Genomic DNA, 23,992 nt, shown 5'->3' on the forward strand with positions numbered 1-23,992 from the left:
GTATGCACATCCTGATTTGCGAAGACGACGCGCATATCGCCTCCTTTGTCAGCCGCGGACTGCAGTCGGCCGGCTACCAGACGAGCATCGTGGGCGATGGCGCCTCCTGCCTGCTGATCGCCCGGCAGGGCGAGATCGACATGATCATCCTGGACATCGGGCTGCCGGCGATGAACGGTTTCACCGTGCTGGAAACCCTGCGCGGCGAGGGTGTGCGCACCCCGGTGATCGTGCTGACCGCCAGGGATTCGGTGTTCGACACCGTGGCGGGTCTGGAGGGCGGGGCCAATGACTACATGACCAAACCCTTCCAGTTCGCCGAGCTTTTGGCCCGGGTGAAGCTGCGCATTGGGGATGGTCAGCAAAGCGAACCGGCGGCGGGCCAGCTGCTGACCCGCAAGGATCTGAACGTGGATGTGCGTTCGCGTCGGGTGACCACGGCCACCAAGGAAGTGGATCTGACAACCCGCGAGTTCGCGCTGCTCGAGGTGTTCATCGAACATGCGGGGCAGGTGCTCTCCCGCGATCAGCTGATCGCCCATATTTGGGGCCTTGACTTCGACCCGGCTTCCAATGTGGTGGATGTCTACGTGCGCAGCCTGCGGAACAAGGTCGGCGCCGAACGCATTGAAACCATCCGCGGGGCGGGATACCGATTGAAATGACCGACGTGTATTACCGCACCACCCCGGCGAGCGCGCCGCCGGCGCCGAAACCCGATAAGCCGCGGCTGGGATTCCTGGTTCCCGCGGCCTTGGTCTGCGCCAGCGGGCTGCTGGCGCTGGCTCCCGCCGGTCCCGGTGTCCCCGGGGCGCTGACCCTGGGTGTGTTCGCCGTGGCGATCTGGGCGTGGACCGCTACGAAGCTGCCTGACACCTACGTGGCGCTGTGCGCCAGCCTCGCACTGGTGGCGGTGGGGGCGCTGAGCACGCAAGAGCTCTTTACCGCCCTGGCCGATAACACCATCTGGCTGCTGCTCGGTGCGTTCCTGCTGGCCGGCGGGATCAGCGCCAGCGGGTTGGCCGACTACCTCGGATTCAGGGTGATCGCCCGGGCCCGCAGCGTGCGCCAGCTGTTTTACCTTCTCACCCTGGCCCTGTGTGCCACCGCCTTCGCCATCCCCGCCACCAGCGGGAGGGCGGCCCTGGCGCTGCCGATCTTCACGGTGCTGGCGGGCATCTTCGCCGCACAGCGCGCCGTGGTGGTGGGGCTGAGCCTGTTGATTCCGGCGGTAGTGCTGCTCTCCGCGGTGGCCACGCTCATCGGGGCCGGAGCGCACCTGATCACCAACCAGCTGCTACAGGCCGCAGGCTATGAACCAATCAGCTTCCTGTACTGGCTGGCGCTGGGCACCCCGCTGGCACTGGTCTCCTGTCTGCTTGCCTGTGAGCTGATCCTGCGCCTGCAGGTGCCCGCCGAACAACGCGGGCCGCTGGAACCAGCGGTGTTGCAGCAGCTGTCCGCGCAGCGAGGCACCGTCATGAGCGCAGCGATGATCCGTGCGCTGGCGGTGTTGCTGGTAGTCGTCGCCGGCTGGGTCAGTGCGCCGGCCACCGGCATCGACCCGGCACTGATCGCGCTGATCGGCGCGGCGGTGATGAACTTCCCCGGATTCACCGGGGCGGGGCTTAGCTCCAGCATCAAGAAAACCCCGTTGAACATCCTGTTGTTCCTCGCCTTCACGCTGGCGCTGGGCACGGCGTTGAACAACACCGGGGCGGCAAGCTGGCTTGCCTCCGTGATTTTTGCACCGTTGGGATTCCTCGGCGCCGGCAGTGCACCTGCAACGGTTGTTGCGTTGACGGTGATCTCGCTGACCGCGCACCTGGTCATCCAGTCCCGGTCGGCCCGCTCCGCGGTGCTGATTCCGTTGATCATCCCGCTGGCTATGAGCCAGGGGTTGAACCCCGTAGCGGCGGCCTTCCTGTCCACCGCGGCGGCAGGCTTCTGCCACACGCTGACCAGCAGCGCCAAACCCGTGGCCCTGTTCAGCTCACTTCCCGATACTCCTACTTTCTCCCCGATTCAGCTGCGAAGCTTCGCACTGCGCTTCGCCCCGATCTTTTTCGCCCTGCTGATGTTGTTCAGCTGGCTGATCTGGCCGGCCCTCGGGCTGAATATTCTCTCCCCCACCACCTAAGGAGCAAGACCCATGGCTATGATCGTTCCGCAACGTATTTTGATCGCCCCCAGCGGCTTCAAGGAATCCCTTGATGCCGGCACCGTGGCCTCGGCCATCGCAGCAGGGGTGCGCCGCATCCTGCCCGGAGCCCACTTGACCTTGATGCCGATTCCCGACGGCGGCGAGGGCACCGTGGCAGCCATTGCCGCCAGCACCGGCGGAACCGTGCACACCGAGCGGGTCACCGGACCGGTGGGCCAGCAGGTCACCGCAGGCTGGGTAATGATCAGGCAGGGCGGCCAGCGCACCGCGGTGCTTGAAATGGCTTCTGCCGCAGGTTTGTCGCTGGTCCCCCGCGAGCTGCGCAACCCGATAAACACCACGACCTACGGGGTGGGTGAGCTCATCGCCGCGGCGCTGGATGCCGGCGCGGAACGCATTGTGCTCGGCTGCGGAGACTCTGGCACCAGTGACGGTGGCGCCGGGGCGTTGATGGCGCTCGGCGTGCGGATCCTGGACAAGCAGGGAGAAGAGATCGGGTTCGGCGGCCGCGCCCTGCGCCGGGCTGCCTCACTTGATACCAGCGGCATGCACCCGGGCGTCTCTCAGGTGCCGATCACCCTTGCCTGCAATGTCCACAATGTGCTGTGCGGGGAACGGGGTGTGGCGCGGGTCTTCGGACCGCAGAAGGGTGCCACCCCGAAGCAGGTGGCCAAGCTTGAGGCCGGTCTGGAGAACTGGGCGCGGCTGTTGGAACGCGAAGCGCCCTTCGCAGAAGGCAGGGACCTGATGTACGGGGCAGGCACCGGCGCCTCGGGCGGGCTGGGCGTGGGCATGGCAGCCGTGCTCGGCGCAGAACTCGGCGGCCGCTTCGATGTGCTGCTTGATTCGGGCATGGCAGGCATCGATCTTGATGCAGCGCTGCGTCAGGCGGATCTGGTCATCACCGCGGAAGGCGCCATCGACTTCCAGACCCCGCACGGCAAGGTACCGGCGGAAGTTGCGGCGCGGGCCCAACGCGCAGGTGTTCCGGTGCTGGCTCTTGCCGGTTCACTGGGCCAGGGTGCGCCGAGCGTCCATGAAATCGGCATCGACGCGCTGGCCTCCATCATGACGCTGCCGATGCCGCTGTCTCAGGCGGTGGAGCGCGGCGAACAGCTGCTCATCGACGCCGCGGAGCGAACGATGCGGTTGGTCCTATTGGGTTCGGCCATGGCCGCCCGCGGAGAACAAATGGCGTAGTCCGGTAAGAGCATTGGCCCTGTGGTCACGATCGATTCGTGGCCGCAGGGCTAATGCTGTTTGCCGGCCACGTTGATTTCTTCCCGCCTGCTTCAGCGGGATTGTGTAGGCGTGACGGTCCACCGGCTCAGGGTCCCGCATTACTCTTAGGACTATCTTGCCCGAGCAGTGTTTAGGCTAGGCTCGACGCAGGGACTACTACGCCGTAGGCGGTTTTATGGTCCTCGACCTACGTGATGCGGCGGATTTGCTGTGAGCCGTTGGTACCGAACAACCCCGATATTAGGGTCTTCCCGCTCATTGGCAGTCCAAGTCATTGGTCTGCCGTTCACGGTTCGATAAGCCCGTACTATATAGTCTGGTCATCTCGTACCGATTCGAGTGCAGCGAGCAGGCGTACTGCGTTCTTAGGTGAGCGCAAAAGGTAGCTTGTCTCAATGAGGGAATCGTATTCTTCTTTTGACATGAGCACTGCAGACCCGCGCTTTGACATAATCTCGACTTCGGTGTGGTCCAGATTGACACGTTCGATGAGACCGAAGAGATCGCGGCGTGCTTCGGTGGCTGTGATTGCCATTTCGCCTCCTAGTGATACTAATGATGGTACGGCTCTCCTTTCAAAGCCCATCATCATAAGGACTCACCTATGACAAACTCATGCCCCTGATCAGTCTGGCACTGGCTTTAAAAGCACCTGGTATCGGAGCAGCCCTACCCAGGGGCGAATCGCTGGTTGTCGATGGCAATGACGTGTGGAGTCGCAAACAGCGACCAGCGATACAAACACATTACTCCGGTAAAAAGAAGCGGCACTGCGTCAACGTCCAAGTCATCACCACACTATCTGGACGAGCTGTCTATATCGGTGAGCTAGTACCTGGTCAAAGGAACGTCAGGGATAATCCCTTTACCAGAAAGGGAATCGTCCCGGGACCGGGGCGATGATTGACCATGATCTGAAGTTCTACAAAGGACTCTCGCGGCACCGTGCTGCGGTGGAACGAGGCAGCGCTCACTTGAAGAACTGGAAGATCCTCTCAGAGAATTAATGGACACAATACACAGGGTTATTTACATATCGGCATCCGCGGTCCGCCTCGCGGGTCGAACCTAACTACTTGTCAGCCCTTCAGGTTCGTTTGTCGTAATCGGTCGTTGAGGCGGTCAATTTCATCGAGCACGTCTCCGGCTGCCCAAGCCCGGTTACGCTTACTGGAAGAGACAACTTCGAGCACCTCGTTATCCACCAACAAATCCAGCGCATAGTAGATGGAGCTTTCTTTGACGCCTGCGAAGTGAGCTGCCTGAGAAGAGTCGATCACCGGGTGGTTCAACAACTGATCTATGATTTTCAGCGCTGCGCTGTTCTGGTTCGCACCCACAACCTGTTTCCACTGCTCTGGCAATTCGTTAAGCGCCCTGATGGAATCTTGGGAGGCATCGGCCGCGCGCTCGGCACAAACACACAAGTAGTGAACGAAATCAGTAACCGCTCCGTTTCGGTAATTATTCACCAAGGAAAAGTAGGTTTCTACATCGGACACCATCGCCGAAGCGATGGGCACCACCGTGGTTGTGGTCAGATTTCTGCGACGAAGCACTGCACCGATCAACGCTCGCCCGATTCTCCCGTTACCATCGGTGAACGGGTGGATAGATTCAAATTGAGCGTGGACGATGGCCGCTTGAGCCATCACAGGGATGTCATCCCTGTTGGCGAAAATTAGCAGATCCTCGATCAGCGCAGGTACCAGTTCGTGAGGCGGCGGCACGTGGACAGCGCCGCGCGGCGAGTAGTCCGATCCTCCAATCCAGTTTTGTACCTCGCGCAGCCGTCCCGCGTACTGTGCGTCTATGGGGTCGGCTTTGAGCAGGATGTGATGTGCTTCGAGTAGAGCCTCCAAAGTGATGGCCCCGTCCTTTGCGGAGTCAATCATCTTCTGGATGGCCATCGTCGCCGCCACAATTTGTTCTGCATCCTTGCTCGCCTTCAGCCCGACCGTAGCTTTGGCATAATCGTTCCGACTCGCGTTCACCCGTTCGATCTTCGAGGAAGATACCGCCTCGCTGCGCAGCAAGAATCCACTAATTGCGGCAAGTTGATGGCCTGACTCGTTATTGAGTGCTGAGATTTTCGTCGTGGCCTTTTCCGATGCGAGAAAGACTGCAAGAGGTGGTTCGTAGTTCAGATTGGCGATCATGGGCGGAATAGAGACTGTCACCTCGGTGACCATGCGATCTTCCCGTGGCACCCGGCCTTGAGGCGACCAGGGTCGAACTTCACTGGTGTGTGCGGGCCATTCCATGTGAACCTCCTGGCATCAATAATTCAAACATGCACGAGCTTACTATGAATTCATGCCATGAATTTCGAGTAAGATGTCAGTTATTCGCAAAAATGAACCCGCTTGTGGGCCTTAACCAAAAAATGTAACTGGCTGCAGTGATTACCGCTGTTCCTCCGCCAGCACTCAGAATGGAACAGAGCGAAAGGACCCGACCGCACAGATGGCATTACGTGTACTACTCCCCTGGCAGGACCTCGTCGACCGGCTGCAGGTTCCGGGCATCGAGCCGATCTTGTGGCACATCAACGATGATCCAAATGATGCGCCGCCCGCCGACATGCTGGTGACCGAACGACCCAGCAACCCGCTGATGCGTTCGAGGGTCTCCCGCATCAAAGGGATAAAGCACGTCCACCTGCTGTCCATCGGCTACGAATGGGTGCTGGAACATCTGCCAAAGGGTGTCACTCTGACAAATTCGCGTGGTGCTGTTGAAGACGCGACCGCTGAGCATTGTCTTGCGTTGACTCTGGCCTCGCTGCGCCAGCTGCCACAGGCCGGTCAGCAACAACGCGAGAGGAGGTGGACTCGAACCTGGACCGGTTCGCTGCACGGGTCAAAGGTAGTACTTCTCGGTGCCGGTGGAGTGGGCAGTGAAATCCGCACTCGGCTATTGCCTTTCAGACCTGCAGAACTGGCAGTCTTTGCTCGAACCGAACGAGTGCATGAGCAGGGCTTCACCATTTATTCCCTAGATCGGCTCTGGGCTTTTCTCCCCACTGCCGATGTAGTGATTGCTGCCTTGCCGCATACCCAAGAAACCGAGTCGATCATCGACGCCCAATTCCTTTCGTCAATGCAGGAGGGAGCACTGCTGGTCAACGTGGGCCGAGGGCCTATCGTTGACACCGAAGCATTGTTGCCGGAGCTTCAGTCCGGCCGGCTGCATGCGGCTTTGGATGTCACAGATCCGGAACCGCTGCCGGAAAACCACGCACTGTGGGACGCTCCGAACTGCATCGTCACCCCGCATATGGCTGGAGACACCGGACAGTTCATCGCGCTGGTCTCGCAGTTGGCTGTGGACCAGGTCTTGAACATTGCCGAAGGCTACGAACCGGTGAATCAAATCAACAATTGACGCGGCATTGAGCCGCCCATCCCCTAGGCTGGTTTCTACCATGGATTCAAGGGTTAAAACACACGTGGGCGGCGGGCGTGAGCGCGCCATCCCCGAAGCTCAACGCGAGGGCGAAGATGAGTTCCGCGTCGATATCGAACGCATCCGCTTCTCGCCGTATTTTTCGCGCCTATCATCGGTCACCCAGGTTATTCCGCAGGCAGGTTCCGGAACCCTGGTGCACAACCGGCTGACCCATTCGCTCAAGGTTTCCGCGGTTGCTCGATCCATTGCGATCAGGCTGCGCAATGCCGATGAAAAAACCAGGGCGCTCGTTGAGCACCTGGGCGGCTGTGATCCGGTCGTAGTCCAGGCGGCAGCGGCCGCCCACGATCTGGGACACCCGCCCTTCGGCCACCTCGGTGAGCAGGAGCTGGATCGTGTGGCCCGCGGATTCCTACGCTTACCCGACGGGTTTGAAGGCAACGCGCAGACCTTCCGTATTCTCACCGCGCTGGACAGCTGCGATGCAACCGCCAGAGGCATGAACCTGACCCGCGCCGTACGTGCTGCGGTACTGAAATACCCGTGGACCCGCAATGAGTGGCGTGCCCTAGCTCCGCTGTCCCCCGAGCTGCTGCCTCGCGGCGTCGGCACCGACCCTGCCGCAGGCGCCCTGAAGTACTCAGCTTATGACATCGAAGCGCACGAGATGCAGGATGTACTCTCGGTCTTCCCCACCATCTCGAAGCATCAGCAAACCATCGAGAGCTCGGTGATGGATATTGCCGATGACATCGCCTATGCGGTGCACGACCTCGACGATTTCTACCGCGCAGGGGTACTGCAATACACCAGTGTCTCGGCGGAGCTGCGAGCATGGCTGGACAATACTGCTGAATTATCCGCCCTAAAACAGGTGGAGTTGGATGCCCGCCGTCCGGGACATGCGCTTGAAATGACCTGGCGTCGCGCGCTGGCCAAGGACCCGTGGGTGGCAAATCCTGAAGCTTTCCGCGCCTCAGTTAAACGCGTGGGACATGACCTAGTCGATGGTTTGTTGGCTGTGCCCTATAACGGTGGATTGGGCGCGGACCGGGCCGTGACCACTTTTACCCGGCGGTGGATCGACCGGCTACAGGAATCGGTCATTGTTGAGGAAACTCCGACAATCCGCAGCGGCCATGTGCGGCTGGGAGATGCCGCCTGGCACGACGTGATCGTATTGAAATTCGTTCATGCGCGTTTTGTTTTGGAACGGCCGGATTTGGCGGTGTACCAGCGAGGTCAGACGCGGATCGTCAGGTCGTTGGCTGAGGGATTCCACGACTGGCTCAATGACGCCCAGGACGCGGGCCGTGCGCCCCGTCGGCTGTTGGACTCGGTGGAGGCGACTACCGAGGAATACCGCCAGCTCAAGGAGAGGTCTCCAGAGCATTTCCGGCAGGCGAGCCCGCATGAAGTGCAGCGGCTGGGACAGGCGCGGGCGATTGTCGACTACATCGCTTCGTTCACCGACGCCCAGGCGGTATCGCTGAATGCCTTGCTCACCGGTACGGCAGACAACCTGTGGGAAGCGGGCCGGGGGCTTTAGGCCGCCAGCTCGACTTCCTTGTCCGCCTTCTGCTCATCTGGGAACACAAACTTGTGCAGGGCCCACCAACGGAACACCATGGCAAGCGCCGTGCCGATGACCGGGCCAGAGATAAAGTCAGCGGTTTCCTGAACGAGGAAGGAAACTTCCGGCGTATGCAGCCCGAAGACCCAGCGTGAAATATACAGCGGGGCTGAATTGATGATGATACCGATGGCGGAAACTACGCAGAAGCCGATGAACTGGGTGCGCTTTCGGTAGGCGTCGTTGCGGTCCTGAAAGGTGTATTGGCGTGAAAGGACATAGGAAACCACCGTCGCCACCGTATTGGCGATCAGGAAAGCAGTGGTTGGGTGTGCGCCCAATACGGTGAACTTCAGGCCGTAGTTCACTGCCAAGGTGACGATGAAGCAAAAGCCACCGACACCAAGAAAGCGCAGAGCCCTGACGACTACCGGATTTTCACGCAGAGACATACTTCTCCTGAACTGGACAACAGCGAAAAACATCGCCTAGTGAACTAATTTTAGTTCTTGCCCTTGAACACAGCCAAAGAGACGCCTGTAAATCAGCTGTCCGGATCCTTATTACTGGCGCGTAAATACCAATGCTCATACGGCACGATGCAACCAATGTGAGCTTGGGCGCACACGAGTTCTTCAAGCCACTTTCGCCGAGTCTGAAGGTGTTCCGCTTGCAACATGTCGCCAGATCTCAGCCAAGTTCAAAATCCCACACTCACACAGTGAGACTGGCAGAGGCCGGAAAGCAGCATGAATCTGCTTTAAGTCACCGAAAGTATCAACAGTTGATACTTTCAGTGACATGCTTATGGGGTTGGTCCGAAGTAAGCTGCTCGATTGAACGTTTCTCGTTCTTCTTTCAAGCTGGGAGTTGGTAATTTCCATGGCAGTGTCCTCGTGGCATCATCCTGCCCCTGTAGAGGGAGATGACGTTTGGTCGCGACTCATGCAGTATGTCGAGACCGGTCAGTTTCTGCTCCACGGTTCCCAGTCACGCTCTCTGGAGCTCTTGGAGCCCCGAGCTCCGCTTGATTTCAGCATCGACGACTTTTCAAAGACGACGGCTGTTTTTGCCACCAATGACCCCACGTGGGCTATTGCCTATGCGATTCGCTCGCCACATTGTCCAGGCTTTCTCAATGCATGTTTCTCCTTTGGAACTGCAGAGCAAAGCATCCACGATGCGACGCATCTTCATCTCATATGCCGCTAATGCAAAAGGCACGTCATCGTTCACTGACGGAACGGTTCACGTTGTTCCAAGATCTGAGTTTACGAGAATGCCATCTTATAAAGACTCGAAGCTGGGTTGGATTACCGAATGCCAGTGGGTTAGCCAATCCCCCGTACCTGTCATTTATTCTGTTGATGTTTCTCGGACCAACCTACCGCTTGTTCCGCGGTCGCACGACGCATCGAGAATTCGGGAATTATCACGAGCGGATCCGGCTGGATTCCCTTGGCTGGAGCACGAGCCAAACCAGTAGACGCCTATCCTTCGCGAGACACGACGACTATTTGAAACTCATCTTCGTAGATCACTCTGCCGGGATCTGTTGAAGCGACACGTTCGCAGTCAACGCCGTATCGATCCAGCAACTCCCGGTAGGGCGGAATCCTCTCCAGCAGATGCACCGCAGCTGATTTGAACCACGCCACCGCACCGGGGTTAACGTCATCATCGTAGACTTCCGGGCTTGAAACAGTCGGATCGGGGTACGCCTGGTTGAACCAGTCATTCATGGACCGCCAGAGGTGGTGATCTTCTTCGCTGAGCACACCGCGGCGTCCCAGAGAGTTGATCAGCCCGAAGATCCCCACGTGAATGCCCCGTTGGTTCTTGTTCGGCGATTGAAACCGGATGTACATGGAGTCACTCCCTGGCAAGCATCGGACTGAGTTTGCTTATCGATCTTACGTTGCCTTCTCGCTCCTAGGCCTTAATGCACATCAGGCGCCGTTCCCAGAAAAGGGAACGGCGCCTGATGCGTACTTAGCGAGGGACTACTTGGTCAGCAGTTCCAGAGCCTGGTTCAAGGTGACCGATGGACGCATGACCGAGGTGGTCTTTGCCTCGTCCGGGCGGTAGTAGCCAGCGATGTCTACTGCCTTGCCCTGAACCTCAGCCAGTTCGGCGACGATTGCTTCTTCGTTGGAGTCCAGTGCCTTGGCAACCTCGGCGAACGCGGATGCCAGTTCGGCGTCCTTGTCCTGCTTGGACAGCTCTTCAGCCCAGAACTTGGCCAGGTAGAAGTGGCTGCCGCGGTTGTCCAGCTCGCCGACCTTGCGCTTAGGCGACTTGTCTTCCAGCAGGAAGGTTCCGGTGGCGGCGTCCAGGGTGTCTGCCAATACCTGGGCACGGGCGTTGTCGGTGGTCACTGCCAGGTGCTCGAAGGAAGCGCCCAGTGCCATGAACTCGCCCAGCGAATCCCAGCGCAGGTGGTTTTCGGAAACCAGCTGCTGCACGTGCTTTGGAGCGGAGCCGCCGGCGCCGGTCTCGAACAGGCCGCCGCCTGCCAGCAGTGGAACGATGGACAGCATCTTTGCCGAGGTGCCCAGTTCCAGGATTGGGAACAGGTCGGTCAGGTAGTCACGCAGCACGTTGCCGGTGACGGAGATGGTGTCTTCGCCCTCGCGGATGCGTTCGATCGAGTACTTGGTTGCCTCGACAGGGTTCAGGATCTCGATGGTCAGGCCATCGGTGTCGTGTTCCTTGAGGTACTCGGTGACCTTGGCGATCAGCACTGCGTCATGGGCGCGCTTCTCGTCCAGCCAGAACACGATCGGGGTCTGGGAGGCGCGGGCGCGGTTCACTGCCAGCTTGACCCAGTCGCGGATGGCGACGTCCTTGGTCTGGCATGCACGCCAGATATCGCCTGCGAAGACCTGGTGTTCGATCAGCACGGTGTCGTTTTCGTCGACGATCTGAACGTGGCCGTTGCCTGCCAGTTCGAAGGTCTTGTCGTGTGAGCCGTACTCTTCAGCCTTCTGAGCCATCAGGCCGACGTTTGGCACGGTGCCCATAGTGGTTGGGTCGTAGGCGCCGTTGGCACGGCAATCCTCGATCACTGCCTGGTAGACACCAGCGTAGGAGGAGTCCGGCAGGACGGCCAGGGTGTCTGCGGTGTTGCCCTGGGCATCCCACATCTTGCCGCCCAGACGGATCATTGCAGGCATGGAAGCATCGACGATGACATCCGATGGAACGTGCAGGTTGGTGATGCCCTTGTCGGAATCGACCATTGCAACTGCCGGGCCTTCTTCAAGGCCCTTGGCGATCAGCTTCTCAACGCCGGCGCGGACCTCATCGGACAGTTCGTCCAAGCCGCCGAGGATTGCCGCCAGGCCGTTGTTCGGGTTCAAGCCGGCTGCTGCCAGTTCGTCGCCGTAGGTGTCGAACAGCTCGGAGAAGTAGGCCTTGACCACGTGGCCGAAGATGATTGGGTCCGAGACCTTCATCATGGTGGCCTTCAGGTGTGCGGAGAAGAGGATGCCCTCTTCCTTGGCACGGGCTACGGAGGCCTTCAGGAAGTCCTGCAGCGCAGCAACGTGTAGCACGGTGCCGTCAATGACCTCGTCCTTGAGCACCTTGAAAGGCTTCTTCAGGACCTTGACCTCGCCGTCTTCACCCACAAAACGGATGGAGATCGACTTGTCAGCGTCGATGACTACCGACTTTTCGTTGGATGCGAAGTCGTCAACGCCCATGGTGGCAACGTTGGTCTTCGAGTCTGCCGACCAAGCCCCCATGGAGTGCGGGTACTTGCGGGCGTAGTTCTTCACCGACAATGGGGCGCGGCGGTCCGAGTTACCTTCGCGCAGCACTGGGTTCACTGCAGAACCCTTGATCTTGTCGTAGCGTGCACGGACGTCGGTCTCTTCATCCGAGGATGGGTTGTCCGGATAGTCAGGCAGTGCGTAGCCGGCTGCCTGCAGCTCGGCGATTGCTGCCTTGAGCTGTGGAACCGATGCCGAGATGTTCGGCAGCTTGATGATGTTTGCTTCTGGAGTCTTAGCCAGGTCGCCCAGTTCTGCCAGGGCGTCGCCGATGCGCTGTGCTTCGGTGATGTAATCCGGGAAGGTGGCGATGATACGGCCGGCCAGCGAGATATCGCGGGTCTCCAGCTCCACACCGGCGGTCGAGGCAAAAGCCTGAACGATTGGCAGGAACGAGTGGGTCGCCAGCATTGGCGCTTCGTCGGTGTGGGTGTAAATAATCTTGGCCATAGGTGTGGCGTCTCCCTGAACGTCGTGTGGAAGCGGGTTAACCGCCCTGAACTCAACGTTCCAAATCTACCCGATTTTGCGCTCAGACACACTGTTTAGGTAGCGAAAAATCGACAAGCAACCTCGATTTAACGCCGAAATGCCGGGCTGAATAGCCCGCGAGCAGTTCGTCACATCTAAGTTAATGATCGATAACTCAATGTACAAAAATCGCTATTCGGACAATCCCTGACACAGCTGGCCCAACGTGGAGATTGATTGATCGTAGAGTGCTACGGGATCCGCATCGTGCCCCAGCTGATCTTCGACGGCAAATCGCTGCCATGCAGCGCGCCACGTAGTGGCCACCAGTTCCCCGATCAGCAGCGATTGCATCGCATCCAGGCCATGACCCTCCAGATGTTCCTGCACCACCTCAACGAGCCGCTGCTCTTCCTGCTTGGCAAAGGCAGCCAGTTTTGGCTCTTTTAAGATGAGCTGAGAAATTCTGCGGAAGTCGGTATTCTGCACCGAACTGACGAACGCTTCACGACAGACAGGCAACAGCAGTTTGAAGATTTGGGCTCCGTCAGCATTGCTGGGCAGTGAGCAGCGAGTGATCGCCGCATAGAGGTCGTCATGCTTGGGAAGGATCGCGGCTTCCTTGGATTCGCAGTAGCGAAAAAACGTCCTGTCTGCGACGCCCGCCTCGGCTGCGATACGGCCGATGGTGATGTTTTCAAGTCCATATCGCTCTACCAGGTCAAGGGCTGAGCGCTGTATATCCTTGAGGGTTGCCGCCTTGTGCTCCTGCCGTATTCCCATCGCGCCCTCCGTCGGTAGTGTGGACGATTTCATTCTCCTACACCTCGAACCATATCTTATTTTCTGTCACAATCTGACACTTTTTGAACAAAATAGTGGCAGACTATGACTGATTTCAAAACGGTGCGCTCGACGGAAGCAGAAGTATTTAATGAAGCAAGAATTACACCCACCAATGCCGCAGCTCAGCGCCAAACAGTTGTTCGGTGTGATCGCAGCCCTCGCGCTGGCGGCATTTACGATGATCCTGAACGAAACGGTGCTCACCGTGGCCCTACCGGACATCATGGAGGATCTGGGGATTTCGGCGGCTACCGGACAGTGGCTGACTACTGGATTCCTTTTGACCCTTTCGGTAGTCATCCCCACCACCGGATTCCTGCTGCAACGCTTTAAGCATCGCTCGCTGTTCTTCTTTGCAATTCTCAGCTTCATGCTCGGCACACTCATTGCCACCGTGGCGCCGAGCTTTACCTTCATCCTGCTGGCCCGCATCATCCAGGCGGTCGGCACCGCAATCGTTCTTCCGCTGCTGATGACCACGACCTTGACCTTGGTCCCGGTCGGCAAGCGCGGAACCGTGATGGGTCTGAATTCGATCGTCATTGGAGTGGGCCCCGCAATCGGACCCACCGTGTCGGGCGCCGTCGTACACGCCATGGGCTGGCACTACGTTTTCGCCCTCATGCTGCCCATTGCGCTGATCGTGCTAATTCTTGGTGGTATCTTCTTCAAGGTTCCCTCTGCGGTTCGGGTCTCAAAGGTCGATTACTTGTCAGTGCTCCTCTCGGCCCTGGCCTTCGGCCTATTGGTCTACGGCATTTCAAGCGTTGACAAGCTGGAACAGCAGCCTGCGTTGACCATCGGAAGCTTTGTTATCGGAGCAGTTTCCCTTGCGGCATTTATCCGCCGCCAGATTGTCCTGACTCGCACCGGTGGCGAGCTACTGAACTTCACTCCCTTCACCTCACGCACCTTTACCTATGCAATTTTGATGATCATGATCGCCTTCGGCACGATGCTTGGCACATTGATGATCCTGCCGATCATCCTGCAGATCGGCCGGGGTATCGACGCGCTGGCCATCGGCCTGATGCTGCTGCCCGGCGGACTGGTGCAGGTGGTTGTCTCTCCGATCTTCGGCCGCATCTACGACAAGTTCGGCCCACGTCCCGTGCTGATTCCCGGCGCCCTGCTGATCACACTGGGCCAGTGGCTGTACGCTTCGGTGAATGCGCAGACCGAGCTGAGCACCTTCATGGTGATCCATATGATCTTCTCGGCCGGCATGGCAATACTCATGACGGGTCTAATGACCGCAGCGATGGCATCTTTCGGACCACGCCTCTATGGCCATGGATCGGCCATCTTCAACACCAGCCAGCAGCTGGCGGGAGCCATAGGTACGACAGTTTTCGTCACCATTCTTTCGGCGGTTTCCAACAGTCGAATCTCGGACGGTGTGGATCTTGCCGAAAGCTACTTTGCCGGTGCCCACTGGGCATTTATCGTCGGAGCGGTCATGGCTTCACTGACGGTCGTACTCGCACTGCTGATCAAGAAACCGACATCCGTAAAGCACTGACCTTCCAGCCTTTACCAAGGTTCAGAGGTGACATCATCGTGGCTCGTTAGTGTGTGAATTACTGGCCCATGGCGGCCATACATCAAGCACCTACGGAAGGACGAATCAGTCATGGACAAGAACCGTCACGACGAAACTGTTGCCCCTGCAGAAACGCCAGATCCGAACCACGAGAACAAGACCGTTCCAGAAGATGCTCCGAGCGGAGTGATCCCCTTTGCTCACGATGACGATGAAGAGCAGTCAGATGAGCAGGGCAAATAGCACCACCTGAAGTCTAGGGGCCGACGCATCCGCGTCGGCCCCTAGACTTTGCAGCCTGTAATTATCTATGAAGTGAAGCGGTCCCAAACTCTGTGCTTTGCCAAAACATCGATCAAATGATCGGGCGCGTTCTCCAGATTCAATGAGTAGATTCCCGGTTCGTCGCCACGTAGTCCAGCGGCCTTCAAGGCGTGCAAAGCAGCATCGTCAACGCTGTAGATCGCTTTGCAGTGCCGATAGGCTTCTTGGACCAGTAGTACTACCCGTGGATCAACATTGGATTCTCCATTTGGATCAGCGCCTGCTTTGGCATCGAGGCCGACGTGAGCGTCATCTGCGGGAGGCAATGCCCCCGCGAGGATGAGCGCATCAAATTCGACGGAGCGCGCAGTGGCGTACGTCCGATCGACCTGTTCTCCTGAAGATGTTTGACCAGCATGCGGGGCGACGATCAGTGGGTTCAGCAGCCGTTCGTTAAGCAAGCTGAGCAATTCAGCCGCAACAGGGTGCCCATCGGATCCTAGAACAATGCCCACCGTTCGCCCGTCTACCGGCCACGAAGTCCCCACCTGCGATACCGAGGGACTCAGGTCCAGGTCCACCGTATCCGTCCTGCGTTCCGGCGCCGGCATCCCCAATGCACTGGCCACGGCTTGCGCCAAAGAACCATCGATTTTCGCCAAGCACTGGACCTGACGCTCTCGGACTTCGGGCACCGTGCATTTTCCAAGTTCGAAGCTGTAGGCCTGTTTGACGTGGTCCTGCTCTACGGGAGCCAGGCTCCGGTAGAACATTCGAGCCTGAGAGAAATGATCCGAGAAACTGACCGGCTCGCCGCGAACTTTTTCACCTGCCACCGCCTGGGGATACTCCAGGGGCGGTACTTGTCCATCGGCGAGTTGAGACATGAAAGGGCAGCCGCCATCCAGAGAATTTGGCTTGTAGGGTGCGATCCCTTCATGGATCTTGTGCTGGTGGAATCCGTCGCGGAGCATATCGTTGACCGGATTCTTCGGCTGATTGATTGGAATCTGTGAAAAGTTAGGACCGCCCAACCGGGTAATCTGCGTATCCAGATAGGAAAAAAGACGGGCTTGCAGCAGTGGGTCATCCGTGACATCGATTCCCGGAACGAGGTGTCCTGGATGGAAGGCTATCTGCTCGGTCTCCGCAAAGTAGTTTGATGGATTGCGGTCCAGTACCATCTTGCCCAGCAACTGGACCGGCACAAGTTCCTCCGGGACGAACTTGGTTGGGTCCAGAAGATCGATGCCGTGAAATTCGGCGGTTCCGTCGTCTTCGAAGATCTGCACCCCCAATTCCCATTCAGGGTAGAACCCCGCGTCGATCGCCTCGGCCAGGTCTCGTCGATGGAAGTCTGGATCCGCCCCGGCGGTGAGTTGAGATTCCTCCCAGGTCAGGGAGTGCACGCCCAGTTTGGGTTTCCAATGGAACTTCACCAATGACGACTGCCCCGAGACACCAATCATCCTGAACGTATGGACTCCGAATCCTTCCATCATTCGGTAGGAGCGAGGGATGCCACGATCGCTCATGTTCCATAAGGTATGCGCCTGCGCAGGAGTATGCAGCGAGACGAAATCCCAGAAGGTATCGTGAGCGGATTGTGCCTGTGGAATTTCTCGATCCGGATGCGGTTTGACCGCATGAACAACATCCGGAAACTTCATTCCGTCTTGGATGAAGAACACTGGGATATTGTTGCCGACAAGGTCAAAGACGCCTTCATCGGTATAGAACTTTGTGGCGAATCCGCGGGTGTCCCGTGCCGTATCCATCGATCCGCGGGAGCCGACAACGGTGGAGAACCGAACAAATACTTCGGTTCGGCGTCCCGGCTGCAGAAAGTCAGCGATGCACAGATCGCCCACCGCACCATAACTGGTAAAGATGCCGTGGGCGCCTGCCCCACGGGCATGAACTACCCGCTCAGGAATTCGTTCGTGGTCGAAATGCATGATTTTTTCACGTAGGTGGTGGTCTTGCAGCAGAGTAGGACCGCGCTGCGATGCCTTCAGCGAATGATCGGTATCTGCGATGGGCGACCCTTGGCTCGTCGTCAGGTTTTTGGAGGTCTGATTGGGGATCTGCGTCCGTGGCATCGGATCGTTGGAATTTGGCTGCGTTGATGGGTTGTTCATTGCCTGCTCCTCTATCCTCGGATTTCCGTCGTGAAGTCTTTCGGTCGAAGCCGCCCCGAAGTGCGGGTTGTGCGACATCAGGTATTTGCCACGCTAGGAGAGCTCATGACAACTGGCCACCAACCGCATTGATTCCCATGCTGCGTTCAGATTCAAGAAACAACCTTAAGATTGTTGAACAATCTGCGAAATTAGTGCATCCTGTTACCAAGGCAATTTCACGAGACGGGGATCACAATGGCGTTCATCGACCTGAATTCAGATGTAGGCGAATCATTCGGCAACTGGAAAATGGGCGACGACGCCGCCATTTTCACCTCGGTGTCCTCGGCCAACGTGGCCTGCGGCTTCCACGCGGGAGATCCCAGCACCATCCGCCAAACCTGCCGAGACGCGGTCGCCGCATCGGTGACCATCGGTGCGCACGTGGGCTACCGGGACCTGGCGGGATTCGGCCGCCGCTTCGTGGATTGCTCGGCCACGGAGCTGGCCGACGACGTCCTCTACCAGTTAGGCGCCCTGCAGGCCCTAGCCCGCTCGGCCGGCGGCGAGATCAAGTACGTCAAGCCCCATGGCGCCCTGTACAACACCATCGTGCACCACGAGGTACACGCCCAGGCGGTCATCGATGCCATCAAGGCCTTCGGCGAAGACCTCCCGGTGCTCCTGCTGCCGGGCTCGGTAGCCCTGGCCAAGGCCGAACGGGCAGGACTGCGCGGCGTGGCAGAAGCCTTCGCAGACCGCAACTACACCCCGGACGGCACCCTGGTTTCCCGCCGCGAAGCCAATGCGGTGCTGCATGACCCGGCCGCCGTCACCGAAAACATGATCCGACTGGCCACCGAGGGAACACTGATCGCGGTAGACGGCAGCACCATCACCATGCCGGCGGAATCAATCTGCCTCCATGGAGATACCGCGGGAGCCGTGGCGATGGCCGCCGCCGTACGCCAGGGACTTGAGCAGGCCGGCGTGCAGATCCGGAGCTTCGCGTGAGCATCACCGCCATCCACCGGGCTGGCAGCCACGACCTGCTGGTAGATCTCGCAACATTGGACGATGTGCTGGCGCTGAACTCGGCGCTCGACACCGCGCCGCTGGCTGGGCAGAAAGACATTCTTGCCGCGGCGCTGACGGTCCTGATCAAATTCGACTCCGCCGCCCACGCCGTGCGGGCCGCCTCCCTGCTGCCCTCCTTGGAGCTGGGCGCCGCAGCGCGCAACACCGGCAAACTCGTCGAAGTGCCGGTGCACTACGACGGGGAAGATCTGACTGCGGTGGCCGAGCTGACCGGCATGAGCGTCGAAGCGGTCGTCAACGCCCACACCTCCCAGCGTTGGACCGCTGCCTTCGGCGGATTCGCTCCGGGCTTCGCCTACCTGCGCGGAGAAAACCAACTGCTGAATGTCCCGCGGCGCTCCACCCCGCGCACCAAGGTCCCGGCCCTGTCGGTGGCGCTGGCCGGCGAATACTCGGCGGTGTACCCGCGCCAGTCCCCCGGCGGCTGGCAGCTGATCGGGCACACCGACGTGCCCATGTGGGACCTGAGCCGTAGCACCCCGGCGCTGATCCGCCCGCAGGACACGGTGCAGTTCACCGTAGCCACGCAGGCCATCAGCGTGGCCAGCCCCCGAGCTGAAGATGAATCGCCTCGGGCGGCCAGCACCGCCCCGGGGCTGCAGATCATCAATCCCGGACTGCAGACGCTGATCCAGGATGCGGGGCGCCCCGGATACGGCAACCTGGGCGTGGGCGTCGCGGGCACGGCAGATCAGGCCTCCTACCACCAGGCCAACGCACTGGTCGGCAACCCACCGGGCGCCGCCGCGCTTGAAGTCCTCACCGGCCTGCTCAGCCTTCAGGCCATCGGCGACCAGGTGGTGGCGGTGGCCGGCGCCGAGGTGGAACTGTGGATCACCCCGGCGGAGAACGACGAGGTCCGAGCCCCGCGGCAGGCAGCCGCCAACGCCCCCTTTGCACTGCTTGACGGCGAGCGCCTGGACATGACCGGCACCGGCAGGGGGCTGCGCAGCTACCTGGCCGTGCGCGGTGAACTCGATGTCCCGGAAACCCTGGGGTCCCGCTCCACCGATACGCTCTCCGGCCTAGGCCCCGCAGCCTTGGCCGCCGGGCAGCGCCTGGGCGTCACGCAGCCACACCATGGGCACATCGTTGGCAACCCGCAGCCAAGCACCCTGCCTGAGCCCGACGGCGACGGCGTCTACACCCTGCGCGTGATCCCCGGACCAAGAGAGAACTGGTTCGGCGAGCGCGGCATCCAGGCACTGAGCTCCCAGCTGTGGCAGGTGACCAACGAATCGAACCGCGTGGGCATCCGCCTTGCCACCGACGGTTCACCGCTGCAGCGCAGCATCCACGAGGAACTGCCCAGCGAGGGCGTTCCCCTGGGCGCCCTGCAGGTCCCGCCCTCGGGCCTGCCGGTTCTCTTCCTGGCCGACCACCCGGTCACCGGCGGCTACCCGGTCATCGCCACGGTGATCGAGGAAGATCTGAGTTTCGCCGCCCAGCTGCCCGCGGGCAGCACCATCCGCTTTAGCACTGTCGAATCACGAGGAACCAAATGAAAAAGGTACTGATTGCCAACCGCGGCGAGATCGCCGTCCGCGTGGCCCGCGCCGCCGCCGACGCCAACATTGCTTCGGTAGCCATCTACTCGGACCCCGACGCCGACGCACTGCATGTGCGCCGCGCCGACGAGGCCTACCCGCTGCATGGTTCCACCGGCGCCGACACCTACCTGAACATCGGCAAGATCATTCAGATCGCCAAGGACTGCGGCGCGGATGCTGTGCACCCCGGCTACGGCTTCCTCTCCGAGAACGCCGACTTCGCCCGGGCGGTGATTGATGCCGGCCTGAGCTGGATCGGCCCCTCGCCGGAAGCGATCGAGGCCCTGGGCAACAAGGTCACCGCCCGCACCATCGCGGTGAAGGCAGGGGCCCCGCTAGTTCCGGGCACCGACGGACCGGTGGACAACGCCCAGGCGGTGCGCGAGTTCGCACAGGAGCACGGCGTCCCGGTGGCCATCAAGGCGGCCTTCGGCGGCGGCGGTCGCGGACTGAAGATCGCGCACACCATGGATGAAATCCCGCAGGCCTTCGAGTCGGCGGTGCGCGAGGCGACGGTGGCGTTCGGCCGCGGCGAATGCTTCGTCGAGCGCTTCCTGCAGCGCCCGCGCCATGTCGAGGCCCAGGTGCTGGCCGATGCGCACGGCAATGTCATCGTCGTCGGCACCCGCGACTGCTCGCTGCAGCGCCGCCACCAGAAGCTCGTGGAGGAAGCCCCGGCACCGTTTTTGAGCGACGAGCAGCGTGTCCGCATCCACGAGTCGGCCAAGTCCATCTGCCGCGAGGCGGGCTATGTGGGCGCCGGCACCGTGGAGTACCTGGTGGCCCCCGACGGGCTGATCTCCTTCCTCGAGGTCAACACCCGCCTGCAGGTGGAGCACCCGATCACCGAGGAAACTGCGGGAATCGACCTGGTGGCCGAACAGTTCCGCATCGCCGACGGCCTGCCACTGTCCATCACCGAAGACCCGCAGCCGGTAGGCCACGCCTTCGAATTCCGCATCAACGTGGAGGACCCGGCCCGCGGCTTCCTGCCGTCCCCCGGCACCATCACCCGCTTCGAGGCGCCCACCGGTTCAGGCATCCGCGTGGACTCCGGGGTGCGCAGCGGATCGATCGTCCCGCCGTTCTACGACTCGCTGATCGCCAAGCTCGTGGTGCACGGCAAGGACCGCACCCAGGCACTGCGCCGCGCCCGCATTGCGGTGAAGGAAATGCTGGTGGACGGCGTGCCCACGGTGCTGCCCTTCCACCAGGCGGTGCTTCAGCACCCGGACTTCGCCTCGGAAGAGCAGCTGAAGGTGTACACCACCTGGATCGAAGACGAGTTCATGGAGCAGCTTGAATCCAGCGAGCAGCTGGACCTGCCGCAGCGGGACACTGCCCGTGAAACCATCACCATTGAGCTGGACGGCAGGGCCATGCAGCTGGGCCTGCCCTCGGCCATGGTCCAGGCCCTGCACCGCACCGGCGGTGCGGCGGCCTCAGGGCCCGAAGCAGCCCCCGCGGCAGAGCTCAACCAGAACGCGGTGACCAGCCCCATGGACGGCAACCTGGTGCGCTTCACCGTCCAGGACGGCGCCGAGGTTTCCGAAGGGCAGACCGTTGCCATCGTGGAGGCCATGAAAATGGAGTCGCCGGTGACGGCGCAGCGCTCGGGGATCTTCTCTCAGGGGGCACTGCAGGTCGGCACGGCGTTGACCCGCGGCCAAGAGGTCGGACAAATCCAGTAAATTTGATCCTATGAACGCACGCAGCATGCTCACCGAACAGCCAGCCAAGGCACCCCACGCGCATTCAAGCACCTGGGCCGCGGACCTGCTGCGTGCGCAGATCGCCTCCGGCGAGCTGCTGCCTGGCACCAAGCTGTCCGAGCAGGCGCTCGCCGAATCGCTGGGACTCTCGCGCAACACCCTGCGCGAGAGCTTCACGCTGCTGGACAGCGAACTGATCATCACCCGCATCCCCAACCGCGGGGTGTTCGTCGCCTCTCCCGATGCCGACGACGTGCGGGAGATCTACGCGGTGCGCCGCACCATCGAGCCTGCCTGCCTTGCCTGGGGGCCGAATGTCGATCTCGGGGCGCTCTCGGCCATCATCGCCACCGCACGCAAGGCCTATGCAGCCAACGACGTGGCGAGGATGGCCGACGCCAATCAGGAGTTCCACAAGCAGCTGGTGCTCACCTCCGGCAGCTTACTGCTGCAGGAACTGATGGGCCGGGTGCTGGCCCGCATGCGACTGGTCTTCCATGCGATGAGCGACGCCCCTGATTTCCACTCTCACTACGTGGAGCAGAATGCCACGCTGGTTGAGCTGCTCGCCGCAGGCCAACGGCAGGAAGCCGCGCAGACGCTGCGCGGATATTTGGATATGGCCGAGGCCGAGCTCCTGCGGCATTTGGCAGTCTCCGACCCGGAATAGGTTCACCGCCACGGCACTGTACTTCCATGCACTGTGCACATCACTTGCCGGATTGCCCGCGTGCTACTGGATATGCTTGCAGACATGAAACCTAGCCGCTCTCCTGCGCTCGGCTCTCGCAGCGTGACCTTTGCCCCGCTCCTCACCGACAGCCGTTCCTCCCAGGTGGCCCGCAGGCTTGCCGATGCCATCCTGCTCGGCGTCATCGTTCCCGGCGAGCGGCTGCCCATTGAAAGTGAACTGGCCAAGAAATTCGGTGTGGCGGTGGTGACCGCCCGCGAGGCTCTGGCAGAGATGCGCGACGCCGGTTTGGTGGAAACCAGGCGCGGCCGGGAGGGCGGATCATTTGTCACCGCTGATGCACCGCACAGTTCGCAGAAGCTCTTGGACTCGCGGCTGCGCGCCGTGTCGCGCACCGAGCTGTTGGATGCAGCCCTGTTCGGCGAAGTGATCACCGCCGGCACTATCGACCGCGCCTGCCTGGTCTGCACGGATTCTGAGATTCAGGCGCTCACGCTGTGGTTAGCCGAGGCAGATTTTTCCACCCCCGCGACAGCCGCAAGGGACCACGGGGGCTTCCTCCTAGAACTCTGCGTGCTGTCACAGTCGCCGCGGCTGGTGCGCGAACAAATCCAATTCCAGGCCCGCTATGGCCAACTGCTCTGGATGGGGCTCTCCGACGCTGCCCTCTCCCGGGCTGTCGCGGATATCGATGAGAAGATCCTGCAGGCGCTCTTCGAACGCAACACGTCGCTGTGCCGCGAGCTATGCCACAGCCTCTTTACGCAATTGGCCACGTGGCTGCTGCGCCGCAAACAAGAAATGGAAACTGCCTAATGGATCCGCTGTTATCCCTTGCAGAAATTTTCGACAAGCATTTTTGCAACCTCGATGCATTGCAACAACAACTGGTACAGTCCCCCGAGCCGAGCGGCGGGTCACTCATCCGTACACTGGTCGAACCATGGCTCATGGATCCGAGTTCAGCCGTGGTAGGTGCCGGATACATAGGACGCAATGAGCACGGCATGGACTTTGACTGGTGGCTGGCGCCCATGCAGGACAATCCCCTGTTTGCCGCTTCAGAGCAGATCACAAGGCTGCACCTGGAGCAGCGCGAGTATGCGGACTACGTCCGTGACTACTATCAACTCGAATGGTTCAAGGGTCCGCAGGATTCGGGCCAGCGCCATATCACCGGGCCGTTCGTCGACCACCTCTGCATCTGCGACTACGTGCTGACCCTGACGGTTCCAGCCACCGCAAGCACCTCGGGAGTGCTCGGGCTCGATCTTCAGGTGCGAGACATGGAACCGGAAATACAGCGCCTGTTGGCGAAGTTTGACGGCGAGGCGGCGCTGGTTTCACATCAGGGCAGGGTGATTACCTCCACCGACCCCCTGCACGGCCTCGGGGAAATTATTGCGGTGGACTCAACCGCGCAAAGCCTTCAGGTTCCGGGGACCAGCCTGAGAGTTGTCACGAAAATATTTAATCCTTCTAAATAGAATCTTTAAATGCTAGTCTCGATGTGTTCCAGTTCACACGC

General features: G+C 60.4%; 20 protein-coding genes. 13 read left to right on the top strand and 7 right to left on the bottom strand.

The window, feature by feature from the left end; genetic code table 11:
• The first annotated feature begins 2 nt into the window (after positions 1-2).
• Genes RUH64_RS05320 through RUH64_RS05330 form a run of 3 tightly spaced genes read left to right on the top strand, consistent with a single transcriptional unit; the run spans position 3 to position 3,364 of the window.
• Entirely contained in the window at positions 3-665 is a 663-nt protein-coding gene (locus tag RUH64_RS05320; protein ID WP_313811884.1) for a response regulator transcription factor, read from the top strand.
• The gene (locus RUH64_RS05325; protein WP_313811886.1) at positions 662-2,140 is read left to right on the top strand and encodes an SLC13 family permease; all 1,479 of its coding nucleotides are present in this window, start codon (positions 662-664) and stop codon (positions 2,138-2,140) included. The genes RUH64_RS05320 and RUH64_RS05325 overlap by 4 nt, the downstream gene beginning before the upstream one ends.
• 12 nt (positions 2,141-2,152) lie before the next feature.
• Complete coding sequence (locus RUH64_RS05330) at positions 2,153-3,364, top strand: glycerate kinase (protein WP_313811887.1); 1,212 nt, start codon at positions 2,153-2,155, stop codon at positions 3,362-3,364.
• A 349-nt stretch (positions 3,365-3,713) separates the two neighbouring features.
• Here the strand turns inward: RUH64_RS05330 and RUH64_RS05335 are convergent, their stop codons facing one another.
• Together RUH64_RS05335 and RUH64_RS05340 are read right to left on the bottom strand one after the other, a co-directional pair.
• The gene (locus tag RUH64_RS05335; protein WP_313811888.1) at positions 3,714-3,941 is read right to left on the bottom strand and encodes a type II toxin-antitoxin system prevent-host-death family antitoxin; all 228 of its coding nucleotides are present in this window, start codon (positions 3,939-3,941) and stop codon (positions 3,714-3,716) included.
• A gap of 544 nt (positions 3,942-4,485) precedes the next feature.
• The gene (locus RUH64_RS05340; protein ID WP_313811890.1) at positions 4,486-5,670 is read right to left on the bottom strand and encodes a Fic family protein; all 1,185 of its coding nucleotides are present in this window, start codon (positions 5,668-5,670) and stop codon (positions 4,486-4,488) included.
• 202 nt (positions 5,671-5,872) lie between these two features.
• Between RUH64_RS05340 and RUH64_RS05345 the strand changes: the two genes are divergently transcribed.
• Positions 5,873-6,793 carry a 2-hydroxyacid dehydrogenase gene (locus RUH64_RS05345; protein WP_313811891.1) on the top strand — a complete coding sequence of 307 codons (921 nt, stop codon included), beginning with the start codon at positions 5,873-5,875 and terminating at the stop codon, positions 6,791-6,793.
• A 40-nt stretch (positions 6,794-6,833) separates the two neighbouring features.
• On the top strand, positions 6,834-8,366 hold the full coding sequence (locus RUH64_RS05350) for a dGTP triphosphohydrolase (RefSeq protein ID WP_313811893.1): 1,533 nt from the start codon (positions 6,834-6,836) through the stop codon (positions 8,364-8,366).
• On the opposite strand, the gene RUH64_RS05355 is transcribed toward RUH64_RS05350, so the two are convergent.
• The 4 genes from RUH64_RS05355 to RUH64_RS05370 all read right to left on the bottom strand — a co-directional run bounded on the left by RUH64_RS05355 (position 8,363) and on the right by RUH64_RS05370 (position 13,453).
• A complete protein-coding gene (locus RUH64_RS05355; RefSeq protein WP_313811894.1) occupies positions 8,363-8,842 on the bottom strand; it encodes a GtrA family protein in 480 nt (159 codons plus the stop codon). The genes RUH64_RS05350 and RUH64_RS05355 overlap by 4 nt on opposite strands.
• 1,038 nt (positions 8,843-9,880) lie before the next feature.
• Positions 9,881-10,258, bottom strand: coding sequence for a hypothetical protein (locus RUH64_RS05360; RefSeq protein WP_313811895.1), 378 nt, complete (start codon positions 10,256-10,258; stop codon positions 9,881-9,883).
• Between the two features lie 135 nt (positions 10,259-10,393).
• Entirely contained in the window at positions 10,394-12,616 is a 2,223-nt protein-coding gene (locus tag RUH64_RS05365) for an NADP-dependent isocitrate dehydrogenase (protein ID WP_313811896.1), read from the bottom strand.
• A gap of 213 nt (positions 12,617-12,829) precedes the next feature.
• On the bottom strand, positions 12,830-13,453 hold the full coding sequence (locus tag RUH64_RS05370; RefSeq protein WP_313811898.1) for a TetR family transcriptional regulator: 624 nt from the start codon (positions 13,451-13,453) through the stop codon (positions 12,830-12,832).
• 118 nt (positions 13,454-13,571) lie between these two features.
• On the opposite strand from RUH64_RS05370, the gene RUH64_RS05375 reads away from it, so the two are divergent.
• Both RUH64_RS05375 and RUH64_RS05380 read left to right on the top strand, forming a co-directional pair.
• Positions 13,572-15,005, top strand: coding sequence for an MDR family MFS transporter (locus tag RUH64_RS05375; RefSeq protein WP_313811900.1), 1,434 nt, complete (start codon positions 13,572-13,574; stop codon positions 15,003-15,005).
• A gap of 111 nt (positions 15,006-15,116) precedes the next feature.
• Positions 15,117-15,269 carry a hypothetical protein gene (locus RUH64_RS05380; protein WP_313811902.1) on the top strand — a complete coding sequence of 51 codons (153 nt, stop codon included), beginning with the start codon at positions 15,117-15,119 and terminating at the stop codon, positions 15,267-15,269.
• A gap of 65 nt (positions 15,270-15,334) precedes the next feature.
• On the opposite strand, the gene RUH64_RS05385 is transcribed toward RUH64_RS05380, so the two are convergent.
• Complete coding sequence (locus RUH64_RS05385; RefSeq protein WP_313811904.1) at positions 15,335-17,431, bottom strand: catalase; 2,097 nt, start codon at positions 17,429-17,431, stop codon at positions 15,335-15,337.
• A gap of 237 nt (positions 17,432-17,668) precedes the next feature.
• On the opposite strand from RUH64_RS05385, the gene RUH64_RS05390 reads away from it, so the two are divergent.
• The 6 genes from RUH64_RS05390 to RUH64_RS05415 all read left to right on the top strand — a co-directional run bounded on the left by RUH64_RS05390 (position 17,669) and on the right by RUH64_RS05415 (position 23,951).
• Complete coding sequence (locus tag RUH64_RS05390; RefSeq protein WP_313811906.1) at positions 17,669-18,427, top strand: 5-oxoprolinase subunit PxpA; 759 nt, start codon at positions 17,669-17,671, stop codon at positions 18,425-18,427.
• The gene (locus RUH64_RS05395) at positions 18,424-20,016 is read left to right on the top strand and encodes a carboxyltransferase domain-containing protein (RefSeq protein ID WP_313811908.1); all 1,593 of its coding nucleotides are present in this window, start codon (positions 18,424-18,426) and stop codon (positions 20,014-20,016) included. Before RUH64_RS05390 ends, RUH64_RS05395 begins: the two co-directional genes overlap by 4 nt.
• On the top strand, positions 20,013-21,752 hold the full coding sequence (locus RUH64_RS05400) for a biotin carboxylase N-terminal domain-containing protein (RefSeq protein WP_313811910.1): 1,740 nt from the start codon (positions 20,013-20,015) through the stop codon (positions 21,750-21,752). Before RUH64_RS05395 ends, RUH64_RS05400 begins: the two co-directional genes overlap by 4 nt.
• A 10-nt stretch (positions 21,753-21,762) precedes the next feature.
• Positions 21,763-22,443 (top strand): GntR family transcriptional regulator, encoded by a 681-nt coding sequence (locus RUH64_RS05405; protein ID WP_313811912.1) that lies wholly within the window; start codon positions 21,763-21,765, stop codon positions 22,441-22,443.
• A gap of 84 nt (positions 22,444-22,527) precedes the next feature.
• Positions 22,528-23,280, top strand: coding sequence for a GntR family transcriptional regulator (locus tag RUH64_RS05410; protein WP_313811914.1), 753 nt, complete (start codon positions 22,528-22,530; stop codon positions 23,278-23,280).
• Positions 23,280-23,951 carry a hypothetical protein gene (locus tag RUH64_RS05415; protein WP_313811915.1) on the top strand — a complete coding sequence of 224 codons (672 nt, stop codon included), beginning with the start codon at positions 23,280-23,282 and terminating at the stop codon, positions 23,949-23,951. The genes RUH64_RS05410 and RUH64_RS05415 overlap by 1 nt, the downstream gene beginning before the upstream one ends.
• Positions 23,952-23,992 lie beyond the last annotated feature (41 nt).

This window comes from Glutamicibacter sp. (assembly GCF_032154645.1).
Taxonomy (GTDB): Bacteria; Actinomycetota; Actinomycetes; order Actinomycetales; family Micrococcaceae; genus Glutamicibacter.